The organism is Janthinobacterium sp. FW305-129, from assembly GCF_020858115.1.
Taxonomy (GTDB): domain Bacteria; phylum Pseudomonadota; class Gammaproteobacteria; order Burkholderiales; family Burkholderiaceae_D; genus Janthinobacterium.
Window position 1 is genome coordinate 123,484 of sequence record NZ_JACYMM010000011.1, and the last position, 18,675, is coordinate 142,158.

At 62.7% G+C, this 18,675-nt stretch carries 18 protein-coding genes; 5 read left to right on the forward strand and 13 right to left on the reverse strand.

Features of this window, described 5'->3' with window-relative positions; translation table 11 throughout:
* The first annotated feature begins 98 nt into the window (after positions 1–98).
* Entirely contained in the window at positions 99–653 is a 555-nt protein-coding gene (locus IGS61_RS21790) for a cob(I)yrinic acid a,c-diamide adenosyltransferase (RefSeq protein WP_230541544.1), read from the forward strand.
* Positions 654–705: 52 nt separating this feature from the next.
* On the opposite strand, the gene IGS61_RS21795 is transcribed toward IGS61_RS21790, so the two are convergent.
* From IGS61_RS21795 to IGS61_RS21840, 10 genes are all read right to left on the reverse strand, one after another.
* Positions 706–906, reverse strand: coding sequence for a hypothetical protein (locus IGS61_RS21795; protein ID WP_230541545.1), 201 nt, complete (start codon positions 904–906; stop codon positions 706–708).
* 91 nt (positions 907–997) lie between these two features.
* Positions 998–1,189, reverse strand: coding sequence for a hypothetical protein (locus IGS61_RS21800; protein WP_099403302.1), 192 nt, complete (start codon positions 1,187–1,189; stop codon positions 998–1,000).
* Between the two features lie 30 nt (positions 1,190–1,219).
* Positions 1,220–1,600 carry a glutaredoxin family protein gene (locus tag IGS61_RS21805; RefSeq protein ID WP_230541546.1) on the reverse strand — a complete coding sequence of 127 codons (381 nt, stop codon included), beginning with the start codon at positions 1,598–1,600 and terminating at the stop codon, positions 1,220–1,222.
* Between the two features lie 85 nt (positions 1,601–1,685).
* Entirely contained in the window at positions 1,686–1,871 is a 186-nt protein-coding gene (locus IGS61_RS21810) for a hypothetical protein (protein WP_077399643.1), read from the reverse strand.
* A gap of 265 nt (positions 1,872–2,136) precedes the next feature.
* On the reverse strand, positions 2,137–3,285 hold the full coding sequence (locus tag IGS61_RS21815; RefSeq protein WP_230541547.1) for a cytochrome-c peroxidase: 1,149 nt from the start codon (positions 3,283–3,285) through the stop codon (positions 2,137–2,139).
* Between the two features lie 19 nt (positions 3,286–3,304).
* Positions 3,305–5,869, reverse strand: coding sequence for a TonB-dependent receptor plug domain-containing protein (locus IGS61_RS21820; RefSeq protein WP_230541548.1), 2,565 nt, complete (start codon positions 5,867–5,869; stop codon positions 3,305–3,307).
* A gap of 207 nt (positions 5,870–6,076) precedes the next feature.
* Positions 6,077–8,170 carry an FUSC family protein gene (locus IGS61_RS21825; RefSeq protein WP_230541549.1) on the reverse strand — a complete coding sequence of 698 codons (2,094 nt, stop codon included), beginning with the start codon at positions 8,168–8,170 and terminating at the stop codon, positions 6,077–6,079.
* A 164-nt stretch (positions 8,171–8,334) separates the two neighbouring features.
* The gene (gene dxs, locus IGS61_RS21830; protein WP_230541550.1) at positions 8,335–10,203 is read right to left on the reverse strand and encodes a 1-deoxy-D-xylulose-5-phosphate synthase; all 1,869 of its coding nucleotides are present in this window, start codon (positions 10,201–10,203) and stop codon (positions 8,335–8,337) included.
* Entirely contained in the window at positions 10,204–11,115 is a 912-nt protein-coding gene (locus IGS61_RS21835) for a polyprenyl synthetase family protein (RefSeq protein WP_442908088.1), read from the reverse strand. It lies immediately after the preceding gene.
* Positions 11,115–11,366 (reverse strand): exodeoxyribonuclease VII small subunit, encoded by a 252-nt coding sequence (locus tag IGS61_RS21840; RefSeq protein ID WP_034784821.1) that lies wholly within the window; start codon positions 11,364–11,366, stop codon positions 11,115–11,117. The genes IGS61_RS21835 and IGS61_RS21840 overlap by 1 nt, the downstream gene beginning before the upstream one ends.
* Before the next feature lie 406 nt (positions 11,367–11,772).
* On the opposite strand from IGS61_RS21840, the gene IGS61_RS21845 reads away from it, so the two are divergent.
* The 3 genes from IGS61_RS21845 to IGS61_RS21855 are packed head-to-tail and all read left to right on the forward strand — an operon-like array spanning position 11,773 to position 14,718.
* Positions 11,773–12,873 (forward strand): aromatic ring-hydroxylating oxygenase subunit alpha, encoded by a 1,101-nt coding sequence (locus tag IGS61_RS21845; RefSeq protein ID WP_230541552.1) that lies wholly within the window; start codon positions 11,773–11,775, stop codon positions 12,871–12,873.
* A gap of 57 nt (positions 12,874–12,930) precedes the next feature.
* The gene (locus IGS61_RS21850; protein WP_230541553.1) at positions 12,931–13,854 is read left to right on the forward strand and encodes a DMT family transporter; all 924 of its coding nucleotides are present in this window, start codon (positions 12,931–12,933) and stop codon (positions 13,852–13,854) included.
* A gap of 12 nt (positions 13,855–13,866) precedes the next feature.
* Positions 13,867–14,718 (forward strand): sulfurtransferase, encoded by an 852-nt coding sequence (locus tag IGS61_RS21855; RefSeq protein ID WP_230541646.1) that lies wholly within the window; start codon positions 13,867–13,869, stop codon positions 14,716–14,718.
* A 43-nt stretch (positions 14,719–14,761) separates the two neighbouring features.
* On the opposite strand, the gene IGS61_RS21860 is transcribed toward IGS61_RS21855, so the two are convergent.
* Together IGS61_RS21860 and IGS61_RS21865 are read right to left on the reverse strand one after the other, a co-directional pair.
* The gene (locus IGS61_RS21860; protein WP_230541554.1) at positions 14,762–16,498 is read right to left on the reverse strand and encodes an ABC-F family ATP-binding cassette domain-containing protein; all 1,737 of its coding nucleotides are present in this window, start codon (positions 16,496–16,498) and stop codon (positions 14,762–14,764) included.
* A gap of 276 nt (positions 16,499–16,774) precedes the next feature.
* A complete protein-coding gene (locus IGS61_RS21865) occupies positions 16,775–17,533 on the reverse strand; it encodes a ZIP family metal transporter (RefSeq protein ID WP_076568336.1) in 759 nt (252 codons plus the stop codon).
* On the opposite strand from IGS61_RS21865, the gene IGS61_RS21870 reads away from it, so the two are divergent.
* Complete coding sequence (locus IGS61_RS21870) at positions 17,421–17,795, forward strand: hypothetical protein (RefSeq protein WP_230541650.1); 375 nt, start codon at positions 17,421–17,423, stop codon at positions 17,793–17,795. The genes IGS61_RS21865 and IGS61_RS21870 overlap by 113 nt on opposite strands.
* On the opposite strand, the gene IGS61_RS21875 is transcribed toward IGS61_RS21870, so the two are convergent.
* Entirely contained in the window at positions 17,773–18,657 is an 885-nt protein-coding gene (locus tag IGS61_RS21875; protein WP_230541555.1) for a dienelactone hydrolase family protein, read from the reverse strand. The genes IGS61_RS21870 and IGS61_RS21875 overlap by 23 nt on opposite strands.
* Between the last annotated feature and the right edge of the window lie 18 nt (positions 18,658–18,675).

An 18,675-nucleotide genomic window follows, 5' to 3' on the forward strand; every position in this document is an offset into this window, starting at 1 on the left:
CGCGCAGCGCATTTTTTGTCCGATTTGCAGGCAAATCCGCGGCCAGGCGGCGCGCAGTGTCGTATGCTGCCCCCATTCTTCTTGACAGGATCGACATCATGGGCAACCGACTTTCGAAAATCGCCACGCGCACGGGCGACAATGGCAGCACCGGCCTGGGCGACGGCAGCCGCACCAGCAAGGACAGCGCCCGCATCCACGCCATGGGCGACGTGGACGAACTGAACTCCAACATCGGCTTGCTGCTGTGCGAAGCCATGCCCGACGCCTTGCGCGAGGAGCTGGTGGCCATCCAGCACGACCTGTTCGACCTGGGCGGAGAAATCTGCATTCCCGGCTACCAGCTGATCAAGGAGGAGCATGTGCTGCGCCTCGATGCGTTATTGGCGAAATACAATGCGGACTTGCCGGCCCTCTCCGAATTCATCCTGCCGGCCGGTTCGCGCGCCGCCTCGCTGGCGCACGTGTGCCGCACCGTGTGCCGCCGCGCCGAGCGCAGCATCGTCGCCCTGGCCAATGCGGAACCCCTGCACGAACATCCGCGCCAGTACGTGAACCGCCTGTCGGACCTGCTGTTCGTGCTGTCGCGCGTGCTCAACCGCTTCGCCGGCGGCAGCGACGTGCTGTGGCGGCATGACCGCACGCGGGGATAAGGCCGCCACTGCCGGCTGACCAGCGTGCTGGCTGGCCGGCAAAATCATTTATTTACGGCAAGTACGGATCGCAGCGGTCGTTGCACAGCATATGTGCCTTGGTGCAGGCACCTGGCGAGGTCGGATGGTTGATCATGCACTGTTCCAGTTTGTCGTCGCAGGTCAGATAGCATTCCAGGTCACCGTCGCCGGCCATCGCATACGAGGCGCTGACGCCCATGGCAAACAAAAAGAACCCCAGTTTTTTGAACATAAGCACTCCTGTTGAATTGACAGACGATCACTGACATCCATGGCGCGCCGTCTCTTACGCGCCATCCATGAGCGGGTAAGGCATCGGCGCGTCAATGACGCGGCGGGCGCAGGCACTCCTTCTGGCAAGCCTGATAATTTTCCATGCAGGCCGGCTGGCCGAATTCCACGCAATCGAGCAGGTTGCGTTCGCAGACAAAGGTGCAGTCAGGGCCAAATGCCTGGGCACTGAAGGACAAGGCCGCGCCGGCGGCGAACAGGAAAGCGGCAATCTTTTTGAACATGGTCAGCCTTTCAGGTTAAAAGTTGCAACGTCAGATTTTCTTCAGCGCCGCTTCCAGCGCACCCGTATTGAAGCCCTGGATCTTGCGGTTGCCGATCAGCACCACGGGCACGCCGCCGCCACCGAGTGCTTCATGGGCTTGTTTCGCTGCCGGCGATTTCTCGATATCGAGATCGACGAATTCGATCTTGTTTTCCTTGAAATACGCGCGCGTCTTGGCGCAATAAGCGCACCAGTCCGTGCCGTACAGCACCACCTTGGCTTGCGCATTCGGGAAATACGCGGCGTAATTGCCTTCCGTGTAATCCGCTTTGAGCAAGCCAGGCAGCAAGGACAGGCCGTAACCGCTGCCCAGACCGGCCGCCAGGATCAAGCCATACATGGCGATGGTTTTAATTTTTTTCTGCATCATAGGTGTTATCGGAGGCGTGGATGATCGAGGGGCGGCCAGTGAAAAATACGGCTACCGGCCGCCTTGCAATACAAAAAAACGGATATCAGGCGCCGATCTCGCAGACTTTCAGACAGTTTTTGTAGCTGCCTATGCAAAATGGGGACCTGTCGCCATTTTGCATCGTGCATTCCCGCCATTCTTCCTCGCAGACAGAGCAGCCGATATCCGAAGCGAAGGCATAGGAAGCACTCAATCCCAGGGTAAAAATAAATGCTGCAATCTTTTTCATTTACTACTCTCCATGTTAGCCATTGCCTCAGGCAATCGCGTCAGACCAGTCGTAAGAAATTTCATCTTTGCTTGCTACAAAATCGAATATAGACCGCACTTATTTTAGAGTCAACGTTTCCTTCCGATAAATTTCCAATTTGGAAAATATATCGGGGAAGCCCCTGAAATGTGGAATTTGGAGAGATTAGGAGGCGCCAAACGTCTATACAATATCGGCGCCGCAAGCAGATAAAGGCCGGTTGCGGGCGCAACCGGCCGAGCGGCTACAGGGCTTCCAGAAAGCTCTTCAGCGCGATGATTTCCCCGGACGTCAGCTGCAATGGCTGCAGCAGGGGCGAGGTGACGGGAAACTTCGGATCGGCCGCCTGCTGCGCGTTGTGCGGCACGGGGCGCGACATGCCCGCGTTATACATGTTCAGCAAACCCACCATCTGCGGAAACAGGCCGTTGTGCATCCACGGCCCCGATTGCGCCACGCCGCGCAAACCGGGCGTGCGGAACTTGCCCACGTCCTCATCCTTGCCCGTCACCAGGTAGCGTCCCAGGTCTTCATATTTCTTGCGCCCGTAATACGTCAATCCCAGGTTGTGGAATTGCTGGTCCGTCAGCAGGGCGCCGCTGTGGCAGGTCATGCAGCGCGCCTTGGTGCGGAACAGGTGCAGGCCCAGCAGTTCACGGTCGTTCAGGGCCGTGCGTTCGCCCTCCAGAAAGGTATCGAAACGCGTGACGGGCGGCAACACCGTGCGCTGGTAGTCGGCCAGCGCCGTCAGGATGCGCGGCAAGGTCACGCCATCTTTCTTGCCGAAAGCAGCATTGAATTGCGCCGGGTAATCGTCCAGCGCGGCCAGCTTGGCCGCCAGGGCCGGCACGTCCATGGCCATCTCGTCCGGATGCTGCAAGGGGCCCAGCGCCTGCTCTTCCAGGGTGCTGGCGCGGCCATCCCAGAACAGCGGCTTGATCTGCGCCACGCCCAGCAAGCCCGGCGTATTGCGCTGTCCCAGCCGGCCCTCATGCCCGACGGAAACACGCTTGCTGTCGGCAAAGCTGTGCGCGGGACTGTGGCAGCTGAGGCAAGCCACCGCGTTCGAGCGCGACAAGCGCGGGTCGTTGAACAGGCGCTGCCCCAGCGCCGCCACGGCCGGCGCCACCAGCGGCGCGGGCATGGCCGACACGGGCGCCATTTCCTGCGGCGTCACGCCTTCAGGCACGTGCGGGCGAGGCCAGCCGGCAATGGGCCGGACATAGATCTGGCGCAGACAGGCCAGGTCCCAGCCGCTTGCGCTGGCGCAAGGTTCTACGCTGGCCGCCGCGCCTTCGCGCGCCTGACCATCGAGGCTGAGCAACAGGGCGCCGCCCGCCAGCAAGGCGGCCAGGGCGGCCGTGGTTTTTTTCAGGTGGGATACAGTTTTCATGCGCCTGCCCATGCATTCATTAGAATCGGTAGCCGAGTTCCAGCGTGAACTGGCGGCCTTTTTCATACACGACATCGGTCGTCGACTGGAACAGGGGATTGCTGCGGTTGCTTACGTTCTCTATCCCCAGGTTCACGAAGCCCTCGCCCGGCCCCGTCTTCGGCAGCGCGTACTGCACGCGCAAGTCCCAGGTGATCGACTTGCCCACCGTAATGTCCTTGAAGACGTTGGCCTCTTCGCCGTCGAACAGCTTGGCCTCGCCCGTCGCCACCATGCCCGTTTCCGGCCCCCGCACGCGGAAGAAATTGTCGACTTTCAGGCGGTAGGCGGGGAGGTCCGTCGACAGCAGCAGGCGCGCCGTCCATGGCCGGTTGTAATTGTTGGCGGGACGATCGATCCAGCGCATGAACTTGCCCTGGTAATAGATGTATTTGCCCAGGTCGTCCGACAGTTCGTTCAGGGTGTTGTCGTAATCGGCATGCGTGCTGGTGGTGCGCGTGCGGTCATAGCCGAAGTGCAGCTGCGTGGCGCTGCCGCCCCAGCGCAGCGGGCGCGCCGTTTCGGCGGCCAGGGTCCACACCTTGCTGTCGCTGCGGCCGATGTTGTCCCAGCGGTAATTCGCGGCCGATTCCAGGTGCTGCACCATCTCGTCGCGGCCTTCGCGCAGCACGCGCTTGGCGCTCCACTTCACGCCACCCCATTGCTGGCTGATGCCCAGCATTTTTTCATCCGTGTACGGCACCTTCATCTCGCCCGTCTTGTACCAGGCCCAGTTGGTGGCCATCGCGGGCGCCGCCCAATCCTTCAGCAGGCCGCCCGCCACGGTACGCTTTTGCGCAGCGGTCTGCAGTGTCAGGCGTTTCGAGAGCGCATAGAAATCGAAGAAATTGCGGCCATAGTAGCGGTTGGCGCCCACCTCGATCTGCGTCGTGCCCTTGCCGGCCACGTCCCAGAAGGCGGACAGGCGGGGCGCGATGCTGGACTTCGGCGACAGGTCGTCCGCATCGTAGCGCGCACCCAGGCGCAGGCGCACGTCGCCCAGCCTGACGTCGTCCTGCAGGAAGGCGCCACGCATCTTGTTGCTCAGTTCATAGGCGCCCGCGTAAAAAATGATGCGCTGCTCCAGGTACTGGCCGCGCACGTTCGGCGCCGCGTTCCAGGGCCTGGCCAGGGAGCAAAACTGCGCATCCACCCCGCCGCCCGCCATATTGCAGGAATTGATATCGCGCGACCCCGTGTATTGTTCATACTGGGTGTTGCGGCGGTAGCTCGAACGCTGCGTGCCCAGTTCCAGCCCCGCCTGGAGCGTGTGCGAGGCGCCCAGCCAGTCGACGGGTTCCCACTTCAGCTTGCCCTGATACTGGGCGTTTTCCTGCTCCTGATCCACGTCGCCATAACCGCCCTCGCCGCTATTCCATGCCGAGCCGGTCGTCTTCACGCCCCAGTTCTTGTCATTCGAGTAGCGCCACAATTTCCAGATGCTGGCATCGGCGCGGCGCGAACTGTCCATCCTATTCCAGCTCAAACGGTGTTCCGCCGTGGCGTTGCCCAGCAGCGCCAGCGGGTGCGTCAAGCCCAGGTTGACGCCATTGCCGCCGCTCTGCAGGTGGAAGTCGCTGTTTTTCGAGTTAGCAAGAAAATAATCGCCGCTGGCCGGCGCATGCATGAGCGAGAAATCGGCCAGCACGCCGGGGCGGATGGTCCAGAAACCGCGCACGAAGGCATTGTCGCTGCCGCGCTTTTGTACCTTGCGATTGGCGTCGCTGGCGCTTTGCAAGCCGTTGACATAGGCGTTCAGGGGGATTTCCGAGGTCTTGCGGACAAGGCTGCCGATCAGGCTGAAATTCTCCGTCACCTTGCCCTGCAGCGCGGCGCGGTAAGTCCATTTCTCGAATTCGGGCTGCAAATCGGCCGTGGCCGAATTGGCCGCGCTGTCGCGCTGGCTGTCGTTGAGCTTGTATTGCATCCACGACGAGCGCGTGCTTTCCACGGAGACCTGGCCGGACAGCTTGCGCGTGGGCGCGCAGGTATTGGCTTTTACGACACCGCCCTTGAAGCGGCCATATTCGGCGCCGATGTTCGAGTCGAGCACCGTCACGTCGCACAGCAGGCTGGTGTCGACGGCAAAGCCCTGGCTGGCCGACGGTGGCGTGGTATTGTTGTTGGTGTTGCCGACGCTCTTGCCGGGATGGTTGGTGGGGCCGATATCGTTGTTGAGCGACATGCCATCCATCTGGTACAGATTGTCGTAGAACTTGGCGCCATTGATGCTGATATCGGCCGGCGCCAGCTCGCCCTGGGTGGCAGACGCTTGCTGCTTGTTATCGAATTGCACGCTGGGGTTGATGCGCAACAAGCTCGTGACATTGCCGTCAATGCCATTCATCGCTTCGATCTGGCGCCGGTCCAGGCGCTGTTCGCCGACGGAGACGCGCTCGGCCTGCAAGCGCACTTCGGGCAGCACTTGCGCTGCGGCGTCGTCGGGCTTGGCTTCGGCGGCAACAACAGATGGCGTGGCGGCGCCGGCGCCAAAGGCCAGGCCGATGGCCAGCACGGACTGGCGCAGGGTAAGAATGGAAGACATGAAGAACCTTCAACTACGGATGGGAAAGGGGCAGTCTCATGATGCCGCCCTTCACTTGGTCCTCCAGTGTCGTCTTCTCATGCTGCCAATTGTAAATGATAACTATTACTATTCGCATTTACAAGACAGGAAGATCAAAACTCGGCTGTTTTTTTGACGTGCGTAAAAATTTCGGGCAGCCTGTCGCATCTGCGTCACGCCGCTCGCTTATGCGGGAGCCGCCACCGTGGACGGCTGCGCATGCACATGCTCGCGCAGCAAGCCGCGCAGCAACTGCACTTGCCCCACGGCGTCGGCCTGCAAGGCAGTCAACCCCTCGGCCGCACAGGGCCCGGGCGCAGATGCCGGAGGGACACCGCGCAGCAAGGCATCAATTTCAGCACTGACTTCGGCAATCCACTGCTGCAGCTCGGGCGTGGCCGGCTCGGCCTGGGGACTCAGGCTGATGCGCGCCGTGCTGCCCGCCACGCGGCGCAGCAGGGGCAAGGTGCGCAGCGCCGCCAGGCCCACGCCGCTGCTGCGGTCCAGGCGGCGTTCGATGCGCAAGCGCTGCAAGACTTGTTCCGCGTTATTACTGGCCAGCCCCGCCTCGCGGCGCAGGCGCGCGATGGCGCTGTCCCATTTACCGCCGGCCGCCAGCACGGCCAGCAGGTATTTCAGGTTGGCCGACACGGCCTTCGCCAGGCGCAGGTCCAGGTCGTCCGCCTCGCGGTCCGGCCACAGGAAGAACGTGGCCAGCAGGGCCAGCACGCAACCGAGCACATTGTTGCCCAGGCGGCTCATCGCATACACCATCTCGCTGGCTGGCGCCGCATAGTCGGCCACCAGCACGAAGGCGGGCGTCATGAACAGCACGTGCAGGCTGTAGCTGACGCGGCGCAAGGCCATGGTGGCGACGATCAGGGGAAACACCACCAGCGAAATCGCCAGCGGGGTGTGCACGGCCAGGCCGATCAGCACGGCCAGCACGGCGCCCAGCACGCTGCCCGCCACGCGCTCAATGCCGCGCGGCCAGGTGGTCGACACGGACGGCTGCAATATCAATAAGGTCGCCATGGTGGCCCAGTAGCCGAAGGGAATGTGCAAGGCCTCGACCAGCAGGAAGCCCGCCGTCGTCGCCAGCGACACGCGCGCCGCATGGCGCCAGCTCAGCGACTGCGGCGTGGCGTTGACTTTCGCCGTCTGCCACGCCTGCCCCAGCGCCAGGAAGGCCGCCTCGCGCCACGGCAGCTGCGCCGCGCGCGGCAAGCCCAGTTCCATGAAGTCGACGTTCAGGCGCAGCGGCAGCAAGGCGCCCAGCGCCGCTTCCAGGCGCCGTCCGCATGCGGCCAGGCGGCGCTGCAAGGCCAACGGCGGCGTTTCCGGCTGGCGCTGCACGGCTTGTCCCAGGCGGCGCAGCAGCACGGCCATCACTTCCAGGCTGCGCCGCGCGCGCGGGTCCTGGCGCAGCCGCTGCTGCTCGCGCTCGCACGTATGCGTGACGGCGATCAGGTAGGCGAAGATGCGCTCGGCGTCGCTGAGCGCCAGCAGCAGGTTGTCGTACAGGGCGCTGCGGCCCGCGCGCGCGGGCGGCACGGCGGCCAGCGCCACGCGCGCCGCCTCCAGCGCGGCGCGCGCCTGCGAACGGTAGCTGGCGCCATGCGCAGCGGCGTCCGCCTGCGGCGCGTCATGTTCGAGGAAGCGCGCATTGTCGCGCGCGATGCCGGCCAGGCGCGAATACGCGGCGCGGATGGCGCGCCGGGCGGGGCCGAACGGATGGATGCGCCAGATGGTAAAACTGAGCACGGTGGCGAACAGGCAGCCGAACATGTACAGGCCCAGGAAAGGCGCACTTTGCGTCATCGATGCCAATGGGTGGGTGACCATCACGACGCAGGCCGTGGCCGCCAGAATGGCCACCTGCGCCGTGGCCGCGCCCCAGATGCGCGCCAGCGCGCCGGCCCAGGAAAACAGCAGCACGGCGATGGCTGCCGCCGCCATGCCGTGGCCGGCCGCCAGCGCCGTCAGGCCGCCGGCCACCGTCGACAGCAGGCCGAAGCCCACCATCGAGACGAAACGCATGCGCCGCGTGCCCGCCGCGTCGGCCAGGCAAGTCCAGAAGGCGCCGATGGCGGCCCAGGAAAAATCGGGATGGTCGAACAGCAAGCCCAGCAGCAGCATGGCGCTGGAAGCGCAGGCGGCCCGCAAGCCTTCGGACAAGTTCGTTTCGTCGATGGCCAGGCTGACCATCCACAGGGGTCGGCGCTGCGCCAGGGTATCGGTGTAGGCGTGCATGCCCGTCAGCCAGCGGCTTGCCAGCATGCGCGAACGGCGGTGGAGTTTCCTGAAATGCAAGATCGGCTTTGAAAGGGTATCAAAGCGTCATCGTAGCATTCCCGGACGAAAAATGTTGCAGTGCAACGTAAAATCCCTGCGGACGAAAAAAAACGGCACCGCAGTGCCGCTTTTCATGCGGACAAGCAATCTTAGCTGACCATCGCCAGGCGCGGTCCGGCTGCCGGGAAACGCTGCTCGATCGAGGCCGCGATACCGGCAGCGTCCAGGCCCACGCTTTTCAGCAGTTGCACGGGGTCGCCGTGGTCGATGAAGACGTCGGGCAAGCCCAGCATCAAAATCGGCTTGACGACCCCTTCCGCCGCCAGGGCTTCGGCCACGGCCGAACCGGCGCCGCCCATGATGCAGCCCTCTTCGACCGTCACCAGATAATCATGCTCGGCAGCAAGCTGCTTCACCAGCGCCACGTCGAGCGGCTTGACGAAGCGCATGTTGGCCACCGTCGCGTCGAGCTTCTCGCCCGCCGCCACGCTCGGCGCCACCATCGAGCCGAAGGCCAGGATGGCGATGCGCTTGCCGTGGCGTTTGAGTTCGCCCTTGCCGATCTCGATGCTGGTCAGTTCCGGCACGATGGCCACGCCGGCACCGGCGCCGCGCGGATAGCGGATGGCGGCCGGGCCCGGATAATGGTAGCCCGTCGTCAGCATCTGGCGGCATTCGTTTTCGTCCGACGCGGCCATGACGACCATGTTCGGGATGCAGCGCAGGAACGCCATGTCGTAGTTGCCCGCGTGCGTGGCGCCGTCGGCGCCCACCAGGCCGGCGCGGTCCAGCGCGAACGTCACGTCCAGGTTTTGCAGGGCCACGTCGTGGATCAGCTGGTCATAGGCGCGCTGCAGGAAGGTCGAATAGATGGCCACGACGGGTTTCAAGCCTTCGCAGGCCAGGCCCGCGCCGAAGGTCACGGAATGCTGTTCGGCAATACCAACGTCGAAATACCGGGTCGGGAATTGCTGTTCGAACTTGACCATGCCCGAGCCTTCGCGCATGGCGGGCGTGATGCCCACCAGGCGCTTGTCGTGCGCGGCCATGTCGCACAGCCAGTTGCCGAACACTTCCGTGTACGTCATCTTGGCCGGCGCCGTGGCCGGCTTGATGCCTTCAAGTGGATTGAACTTGCCCGTGCCGTGGTACAAGATCGGTTCCGCCTCGGCCAGTTTGTAGCCTTGCCCCTTCTTGGTCACCACGTGCAGGAATTGCGGACCCTTCAATTGCTTGATATTTTGCAAGGTCGGGATCAGCGAATCGAGGTCGTGGCCGTCGATGGGGCCGATATAATTGAAACCGAATTCCTCGAACATGGTGGCGGGCACCACCATGCCCTTGGCGTGCTCTTCGAAGCGCTTCGCCAGTTCCAGCACGGGGCCGGGCAAGACGGACTTTCCGACATTTTTCGCCGCCGCATAGAACTGGCCCGACATCAGGCGCGCCAGGTGGCGGTTCAGCGCGCCCACGGGCGGCGAGATCGACATGTCGTTGTCGTTCAAAATCACCAGCAAATTGACGTCTTCCTGCACGCCAGCATTGTTCATCGCCTCGAAAGCCATGCCGGCCGTCATCGAGCCGTCGCCGATCACGGCGATCGCGTGCAGCGGGTCGCCCTTGATCTTGGCGGCCTGCGCCATGCCCAGCGCGGCGGAAATCGACGTCGACGAGTGCGCCGTGCCGAAGGTGTCGTATTCGCTCTCGTCGCGCTTGGGGAAGCCGGAAATGCCGTCTTTCTGGCGCAAGGTATGCATGCGCTCGCGCCGGCCGGTGAGAATCTTGTGCGAATAGGTCTGGTGGCCCACATCCCAGACGATGCGGTCGTGCGGCGTGTTGAACACGTAATGCAGCGCGACGGTCAGCTCGACCGTGCCCAGGTTGGACGACAGGTGGCCGCCCGTCTTGGAAACGGAATCGAGCAGGAAGCTGCGCAATTCCTGCGCCAGCGGCACCAGTTGCGAGCGGGCCAGCTTGCGCACTTGCGCTGGTTCATTGATGGTTTCTAACAGTTTCATTTATGCCTTCCGCTGCACGACCAGGTCTGCCAGCTCGCGCAGACGGCGTGCCTTGTCCCCGAATGGCGCCAGCGCCGCATGGGCGTCGCACCGCAATTGTTCTGCCAGGGCCCGCGATGGTTCCAGCCCCAGTATCGATACGTAAGTGGGCTTGTTGGCGGCCGCATCCTTGCCCGCCGTCTTGCCCAGGGTGGCCGAATCGGCCGTTGCGTCGAGCACGTCGTCGACCACCTGAAACGCCAGGCCAACGGCGCGCGCATACGCGTTCAGCGCCGTCATCTCGTCCGCCGTCAAGTCCTTGCCGGCCAGCGCACCGAGGATCACGGCTGCGCGCAGCAAGGCGCCCGTTTTGAGTTGATGCATCTGTTCCAGCTGCGGCAAGGTCAAGGCCAGGCCGACGCTGTCGAGGTCGATCGCCTGGCCGCCGCACATGCCTGCCGAACCGGAGGCGTGCGCCAGCAGCTTGATCATGGCCATTTGCCGCGCCGGAGGAATGGCCGCACCGTCGGCCAGCAGCATGAACGCTTGCGATTGCAGCGCGTCGCCGACCAGCAGGGCCGTCGCTTCATCGTAGGCGATGTGCACGGTGGGCTTGCCACGGCGCAAGGCATCGTCATCCATGCACGGCATGTCGTCATGCACGAGCGAATACACGTGAATCATTTCCAATGCGCAAGCAGCGCGCGCGAGCGTGTCTTGATCGGCATCAAACAATTCGCCGGCCGCCATCACCAGCAGCGGGCGCACGCGCTTGCCGCCGCCCAGCAGCGCATAGCGCATGGCCGCGTGCAGCTTGTGCGGCACCACGTCTGCCGCCGGCAGGAACTGGTCGAGCCGGCCTTCCACGCCCGACTGGGTCGCTTGCATCCAGTCGCCGAAGGTCACGCCGGTGTTATCTTGTACGCTGGCCATCATTGTGCGGCCTCGCCGGCATCGACGAACGGTTTCAACATGTCGCCTTCCAATACTTTCACCTGCGCTTCGACACTGTCGAGCTGGCTTGCGCAATACTTGACCAGTTCCGAGCCGCGCTGATACGCCGCGACCGATGCTTCCAGCGGCAACTGGCCCGCTTCCATTTGCGTTACCAGCTGCGCCAGTTCCGCCATTGCCTCTTCAAACGAGGCCGGCGCTGCGGCAGCGGCAGTTAATTTCTTCGACATAGACTCAGATCTCTTCGTGGCACGAGGGGCTTGTAGGGAGACGCCGGGGACTCCCGGCCAGCATAGAAGCGTTATTTTAGAACAAACCACACTATTAAGTGAAAACTAAAGCGCAATCGGCGTGCTCAAAGGGGAAGACGTTGCCAGCTTGTCAGTGGATTTTAGCGTAATCGCCCCCATTCGCCGGAAATGACACGGTAAATGACAATGTTTCTCATTAAAGTACCCTATTTGCCGGGGGGTTTTGGCAATGCCGAGGCCGATCCGCGCTATAATCGCCGGTTCTGTCCGAAATACCGTTTCAACAAATTTGAATTCAGGTCTTTGCGGATTCTTTCTCTCTGTAGCGGCTGCCAAGGAATGGCCTGGGGCACTGCTGACCGTTGTACATTTATGGGGGGTTGGGATGTCCGATCTGGCTACTCACGCCAAGCTGGCGCGTTCAAACGCGCAACTTCCGGTCCACGTCTATTTTGACGAAACGCTGTTGCAGCGTGAAATGCAGCAATTGTTCCAAGCCGGCCCGCGCTATGTCGGGCATGAGCTGATGGTGCCGGAAACCGGCGATTTTGCGACCCTGGCGTCTGAGAACGAAGGGCGCATGCTCGTGCGCAACGCCAATGGCATCGAAGTGCTGTCCAACGTGTGCCGTCACCGGCAGGCGCTGATGTTCAATGGCCGCGGCAATGCCAATAACATCGTTTGCCCGCTGCATCGCTGGACCTACGACCTCAAGGGTGAACTGATCGGCGCGCCGCACTTCCCCGAGACGCCGTGCCTGAACCTGTCGAAAACGCCGCTGCAAAGCTGGAATGGCTTGCTGTTCGAGCAAAATGGCTACAACGTGATGGAAAAATTGAAAGATTTGTCCGTCTCAAAAGACCTCGATTTTTCCGGCTACATGTTCGACCACGTGGAAATCCACGAGTGCGACTACAACTGGAAGACCTTCATCGAAGTCTACCTTGAGGATTATCACGTGGAACCGTTCCACCCGGGCCTGGGCAGCTTCGTCAGCTGCGATGACCTGCGCTGGGAATTCGGCAAGGATTACAGCGTGCAAACGGTCGGCGTGCACCGCGGCCTGCAGCAGGCCGGCTCGCCTGCCTACAAGAAATGGCAGGAGCAGGTATTGCAATTCCGCGGCGGCGAAGCGCCACCGTATGGCGCCATCTGGCTGACCCTGTATCCGAACATCATGGTGGAATGGTATCCGCACGTGCTGATCGTCTCGACCCTGTGGCCCGATGGTCCGCAAAAGACGCGCAACGTGGTGGAGTTCTATTACCCGGAAGAAATCGTGCTGTTCGAGCGCGACTTCGTCGAAGCGGAACGGGCTGCCTACATGGAAACCTGCGTCGAGGACGATGAAATCGCCCAGCGCATGGATGCGGGCCGCAAGGTCCTGATGCAGCGCGGCGTGAATGAAGTGGGCCCTTACCAGTCGCCCATGGAAGACGGCATGCAGCATTTCCACGAGTGGTACCGCAGCAATATCGAACTGTAATTCCCTCAAGGGCCGCATTGCGCGGCCCTTTTTCATTTTCATCGTCAGGATTTACTCATGCAGTCACTTTGGATGTTATTCGCCAGTTTCATGTTTGCCATCATGGGCGTGTGCGTGAAACTGGCGTCGGATCTGTATTCGACCTCCGAAATCGTCATGTACCGCGGCATCATCGGCATGCTCGTCATGAGCTGCACGATTCTGTACCAGGGAGGCAGCTTTAAGACCACAATGCCGGGCCAGCATCTGTGGCGCGGCGTGGTGGGCGTGATCGCCCTGTGGCTGTGGTTTTATGCGATCGCCATCCTGCCGCTGGCCACGGCCATGACCCTGAACTATATGGCGCCCATCTGGATCGCCGTGATCCTGCTCGCCGGCGGCTGGTGGAAAGGCATGAAACAGGTCGAGTGGCCGCTGGTGGCGGCGATTGCCATGAGCTTTGTCGGCGTGACCCTGCTGCTGCAACCCGTGTTCGAGACGGAGCAGGCGGCCGGCGCCATCACGGCCTTGATTTCCGGCATGCTGTCCGCCCTCGCCTACCTGCAGGTGCGCAAACTGGGCTTGCTGGGCGAACCCGAATACCGGGTCGTGTTCTATTTCTCGGTCGTCAATTTCCTGGCCGGCGTGATCGGCCACGTGGCCAGCGCCGGAGGCGGCCCCGTCGTCTGGCATGCACACACGAGCGCCTACGGCATCGGCTTGCTGGCCGCCATAGGCCTGTGCGCCACCATGGCGCAGATGGCCATGACGCGCGCCTATCGCCTGGGCAAGACCCTCGTTGTTGCTAATTTGCAATACACAGGCATCGTCTTTTCCAGCTTCTGGGGCGTGGTGATCTTTGGCGACTTGTTCGACTGGCATGGCTGGACCGGCATCGGCATCATTCTCGCCTCGGGCATCGCGGCAACCTATTACAATACCCGCAACACGGCCCGTGGCGCGGCCATCGCGCGCACGGATCCCATCGCCAGCGAAGTGTAAGGAGTCATGACCTTGTATACGACCTTGATCAACAGCAATGATTTGTCCAGCCACCTGAATGACAGCAACTGGGTCATCCTCGATTGCCGCCACGACTTGCTCAACCCGACAGCCGGCAGCGACGCGTTTGCCGCCGGCCACATCCAGAATGCGCAGTTTGCCGATATCGATACGGCCCTGTCCGGCCCCAAGACGGCGCGCGGCCCGGCATTTACGGGCCGGCATCCATTGCCCGACCGCAACGTCCTGCTGGCCACCCTGCGCGGCTGGGGCATCGATGACGATACGCAAGTGGTGGCGTACGATGGCCAGGGCGGCATGTTCGCCGCCCGTTTGTGGTGGCTGCTGCGCTGGCTCGGCCACCCAGCCGTCGCCGTGCTCGACGGCGGCCTGGCCGCCTGGCAGGCGCAAGGTTTACCCTTGGTCACGCCCGTGGCACCGCGCCCTGTCGGCAAGCTGACGGAAAAAGCCAGCCTGGTGCGCACGGTCAGCGTGCAAGACGTCGTTGCCAACCTGGAAACTCAGGCCTTGACCGTGATCGACGCGCGCGCCCCCGACCGCTACCGGGGAGAGAACGAAACCATCGACCCCGTGGGCGGCCATATCCCCGGCGCGAAAAACCGTTTCTTCAAGGATAACCTGCAAGCGGATGGCCGCTTTAAAGGCGCGGAAGAACTGCGGCGCGACTTCGGCGCCCTGTTTGATGCACCGCAAGCGGCCATCATGCAATGCGGCTCCGGCGTGACGGCGTGCCACAACCTGCTGGCCCTGGAAGTGGCCGGTTTGAAAGGCGCGTCCCTGTATCCGGGCTCGTGGAGCGAGTGGTGCGCCGATCCGGCGCGGCCGGTGGCGACGGGTAACTAAAAAAAAGCGGACCTCGGTCCGCTTTTTCATGCCCGGTGGATAACTATGACGTTATCCCCAGCGATTGATTCAACTGCTCCAGCTCCGCCTGCCACGCCTGCTGGCTGGCCGGCTTCTGGTGGCGCGGTTTTCGCGCCAGGTCTTCCGCCAGCAATTGCTCCAGTTCGCACAGGCGTTCCAGCTGCAGGTCGATGTCGGTCAGTATCGCAGACGCATGCTCCACGCGCGCCACTGGCGTCAACGCCTGCCCATCTTCCACACTCAGCCGTGCATACGCGCTGGCCGCGTCCGGCCACTCTTCCAGCTGGCCATCGGCCACCACCCAAAAACGGTTGCAAGCCGTTTCGATCAGGTCGCGGTCGTGCGACACCAGCAGACAGCCGCCTGCAAAGCCGCGCAAGGCTTGCCCCAGCTCCGCCTTGCCCTGCATGTCCAGGTGGTTGCTGGGTTCATCGAGCAACAATAAATGATAGCTGGCCAGCGACAGCCCCAGGAACAGCAGCCGCGCCCGCTCGCCGCCGCTCAGGGTCGCCACCATCTGGCCATGGCGCGCATACGGGAAACCGGCCGCAATCAAGGCTTGCTTGCGCGCTACCTGGCTGCGCGCAGCTTCGTTTTGCACGGCAAACGGGTACAGCGCGTCGGACAAATCGGCCGTATCGGCCAGTTGCCTGAGCGACTGGTCGTAATAGCCGATATTGGCCGCCTTGTGGTAGCGCAAGTCGCTGCGCTCCTCCTGCGCCTGGATCGCTTGCCAGCACAGGCGCAGCAAAGACGACTTGCCGCTGCCGTTGGCGCCCAGCAAGGCGACCCGGTCGCCCGGCTTCAGCCACAGCTGGCCGGCCTGGAACAGCACGGGAGAAGCGGGCACGGCGCGCACGTCCAGACCGTCGAGCGCCAGCAGCTGGTCGGCCGCCAGCGCCTTGCCGCGCAGGCTCAAACGCCAGGGTGCGCCATCGCTGACGAACGATTGCTCGTCCTGCAGCTTGTCGATGCGCCGCTGCATGCTCTTGGCCTTGCGCGCCATGCCGACGTTATCGTAGATCTTGCCCCACAGCGCCAGGCGGGTGCTGCTGACGGCCAGGCGGTCGATTTCCTTCTGTTCCGCCGCATGGCGGGCGGCAGCGGCCACATCGGCTTCGGCCAGCGCCGCCAGCGCGGGGCCGCACGGCAAGTCGAAGTCGTACAGGCGGCTATCGCGCAAGATCCAGCTGCGCGTGGCCACGTTGTCGAGCAGGCGCTGGTCGTGCGAGACGAGGATGAAGGCGCCGCGCCAGCGCAGCAGGAATTGCTCCAGCCACAGCAGGGACGGCAAATCCAGGTGATTGCTCGGTTCATCGAGCAGCAGCACGTTCGGCTCCTGCAGCAGGGCGCGCCCCAGCAGCAGCCGCGTGTGCTGGCCGCCGGACAGGGAATGCACGGGCACTTGCGCCGTCTCGTGCTCGAAGCCTAACTCGGCCAGCAGGCTGTCGACCCGCCAATGCAGCTCGGGCTGGTCCAGCACGGGCGCCAGCAAGGCGTCGTACAGGCTCAGGCTGGCAAGTTCAGCCGGCAAATGCTGCTCCACGTGCTGCAAGCGGCAGGCACGGGCATAGTGGATGGTGCCGGCAGTGGCTTCCCGCGTGCCGCTGAGCAAGCCCAGCAAGGTGGATTTGCCGCAGCCATTGTGGCCGATCAGGCCGATGCGGTCGCCCTGGCGCAAGGTAAAGGCGAGTTCATTGAAGAGGAAACCGTCGTGGGTATCCAGTTGTAAAGCTTGGGTAGAGATAAGGGTGGTCATGGCTCTTGTCTTTGTTCGGGATGCAAGCATCCGCGTTAACAGGAGCGCTAACGACAACGGAGTACCAGGAAAGGACTCGTAGAGGAGGGTAACTTTGCTCTGGCCAGGTTATCGCAGCGCGATAGAACGTGGGCAAGAGCTGGCAAATGCGCTAAATGAGCGTGCGCGCCACAAGGCGAGCAACAAGTTTTCTTCCATTATATTTTCCTCCTTTCTGGGCAAGTTAGTCAGAAAGGCAATATAGCATAGGTGGCACTGCGCCGACAGAACGGCGTATCAACCGCCGTGGCGCTTGTGCGTCAAAAACAGCACGATGCACACGCCCAGCGCGATCAGCAGCACTTGCGGGATGGTTTCACGCAAGGTGGCGCGGCGCTGCATCTGCGGCATCAGGTCGGACAAGGCAATATAGATGAAGCCGGACGAGGCGAACACGAGCACGTAAGGAATCAGATTGCTGGCGCGGTCCAGGGTGAAATAGCCGAGCAGGCCGCCCGCCACCGCCATCATGCTGCACAGCAAGTTGAACACATAGGCGCGCAGGCGCGAAAAACCGGCGTTGAGCAGCACGATGAAGTCGCCGATTTCCTGCGGGATTTCATGCGCGATGATGGCCAGGCCCGTCACCAGGCCCAGTTTCGGGTCGGCCAGGAAGGCGGCCGCGATCAAAATGCCGTCCGTAAAGTTGTGCATGCCGTCGCCGACCAGGATCATCCAGCCGGCCTTGCCCGCCTCGTGCTTGTCGTGGCCGTGCGCATGGTGGTGGCCATCGCCTTCGTGGTGGTGCGAATGGCGCAAAATCGCGAATTTTTCCAGCATGAAAAAGGCCAGCAAGCCCGCCAGCAGGGTGGCGAACAGGCTGCGCGGATCCGCCTGGGACTCGAACGCTTCCGGCAAGGCGTGCAGCAAGGACGTCGACAACATGATGCCGACGGACAAGCTGACCATGCGCTCGACCACCTTGGACAGGAATGCAAACGAAAAGATCGCCGCCGCGGTAATGCTCAACACGCCCGCGATCGTGGTCGCGAGCAAAATGGATATAAGGACGGGATCGATGATTTTCTTACCTCAAAATGGCGCCGGGTCATGGGCGCCCGCGATGCTGGCGTCTGGCCTGATGACTATTGCTTATTATTTACATTTGCGCGTCTGGCGGCAGCGTAGCGCGATGAAGATGCAATTGTACTGCATTTACACGAACCGGGCATTTTACAGCCCGGTGCGCTTCTCGCGGCAACTTCTGGAAAATGCAGCTATTTTCTGTTGCGGTATTACGCCACGCCGTGTGCCTTGAACCAGGCCAGGCAACGCGCATAGCCGTCCTTCGCATCGGCCGCCACATAGCTGGGGCGGTAATCGGCATTGAAGGCGTGGCCCGCATCGGGGTAGACGACGAATTCCGACTTGTTACCGGCCTTGGCCAGCGCGTCTTTCATTTTGCCGATCGATTCCTGCGTGATGCCCGTATCCTTGCCGCCATACAAGCCCAGCACAGGGACCTTCAAGGTGGCGGCGATGTCGATGGGGTTGCTCGGCTGCAAGGGAGTCGCTTCGCCCACGAGGCGGCCATACCAGGCCACGCCCGCCTTGACGGCCGGATTGTGCGCCGCGTACAGCCACGTGATGCGGCCGCCCCAGCAAAAACCCGTAATGCCCAGGCGGCTCGTGTCGCCGCCATTCTGTTTCGCCCACGCAACAACCGCATCGAGGTCCGCCATCACTTGCGCGTCCGGCGTCCTGGCGATGATGCTTTTCATCAATTCCGGAATGCTGGCCACCTTGGTGGGATCGCCCTGGCGCACGAACAGGTCGGGCGCCAGCGCCAGGTAGCCCTGCTTGGCGAAGCGGCGCGCCATGTCGGCGATATGTTCATGCACGCCAAAGATTTCCGAAATGACCAGTACCACGGGCAAACCCGTCTTGCCTTCCGGCTGGGCCGCGTACACGGGCACGGCCTGGCCATCGACCATCACCGACATGGTGCCCGTGACGAGGCCGGCGGAATCCGTCTTGATGACGTTTTGCGCCGCCACGGGCAGCACGGCCACGGCAAAGCCCGCCCCCAGCGCCGCCTTCAGGAAACCACGCCGGCCGTCCGGCCCGGACACGCTGCTCTGGCCCAGCAAACTTTCACAATCGGTGATCATGTCGCTCATGCGCTTCTCCTGAAAATG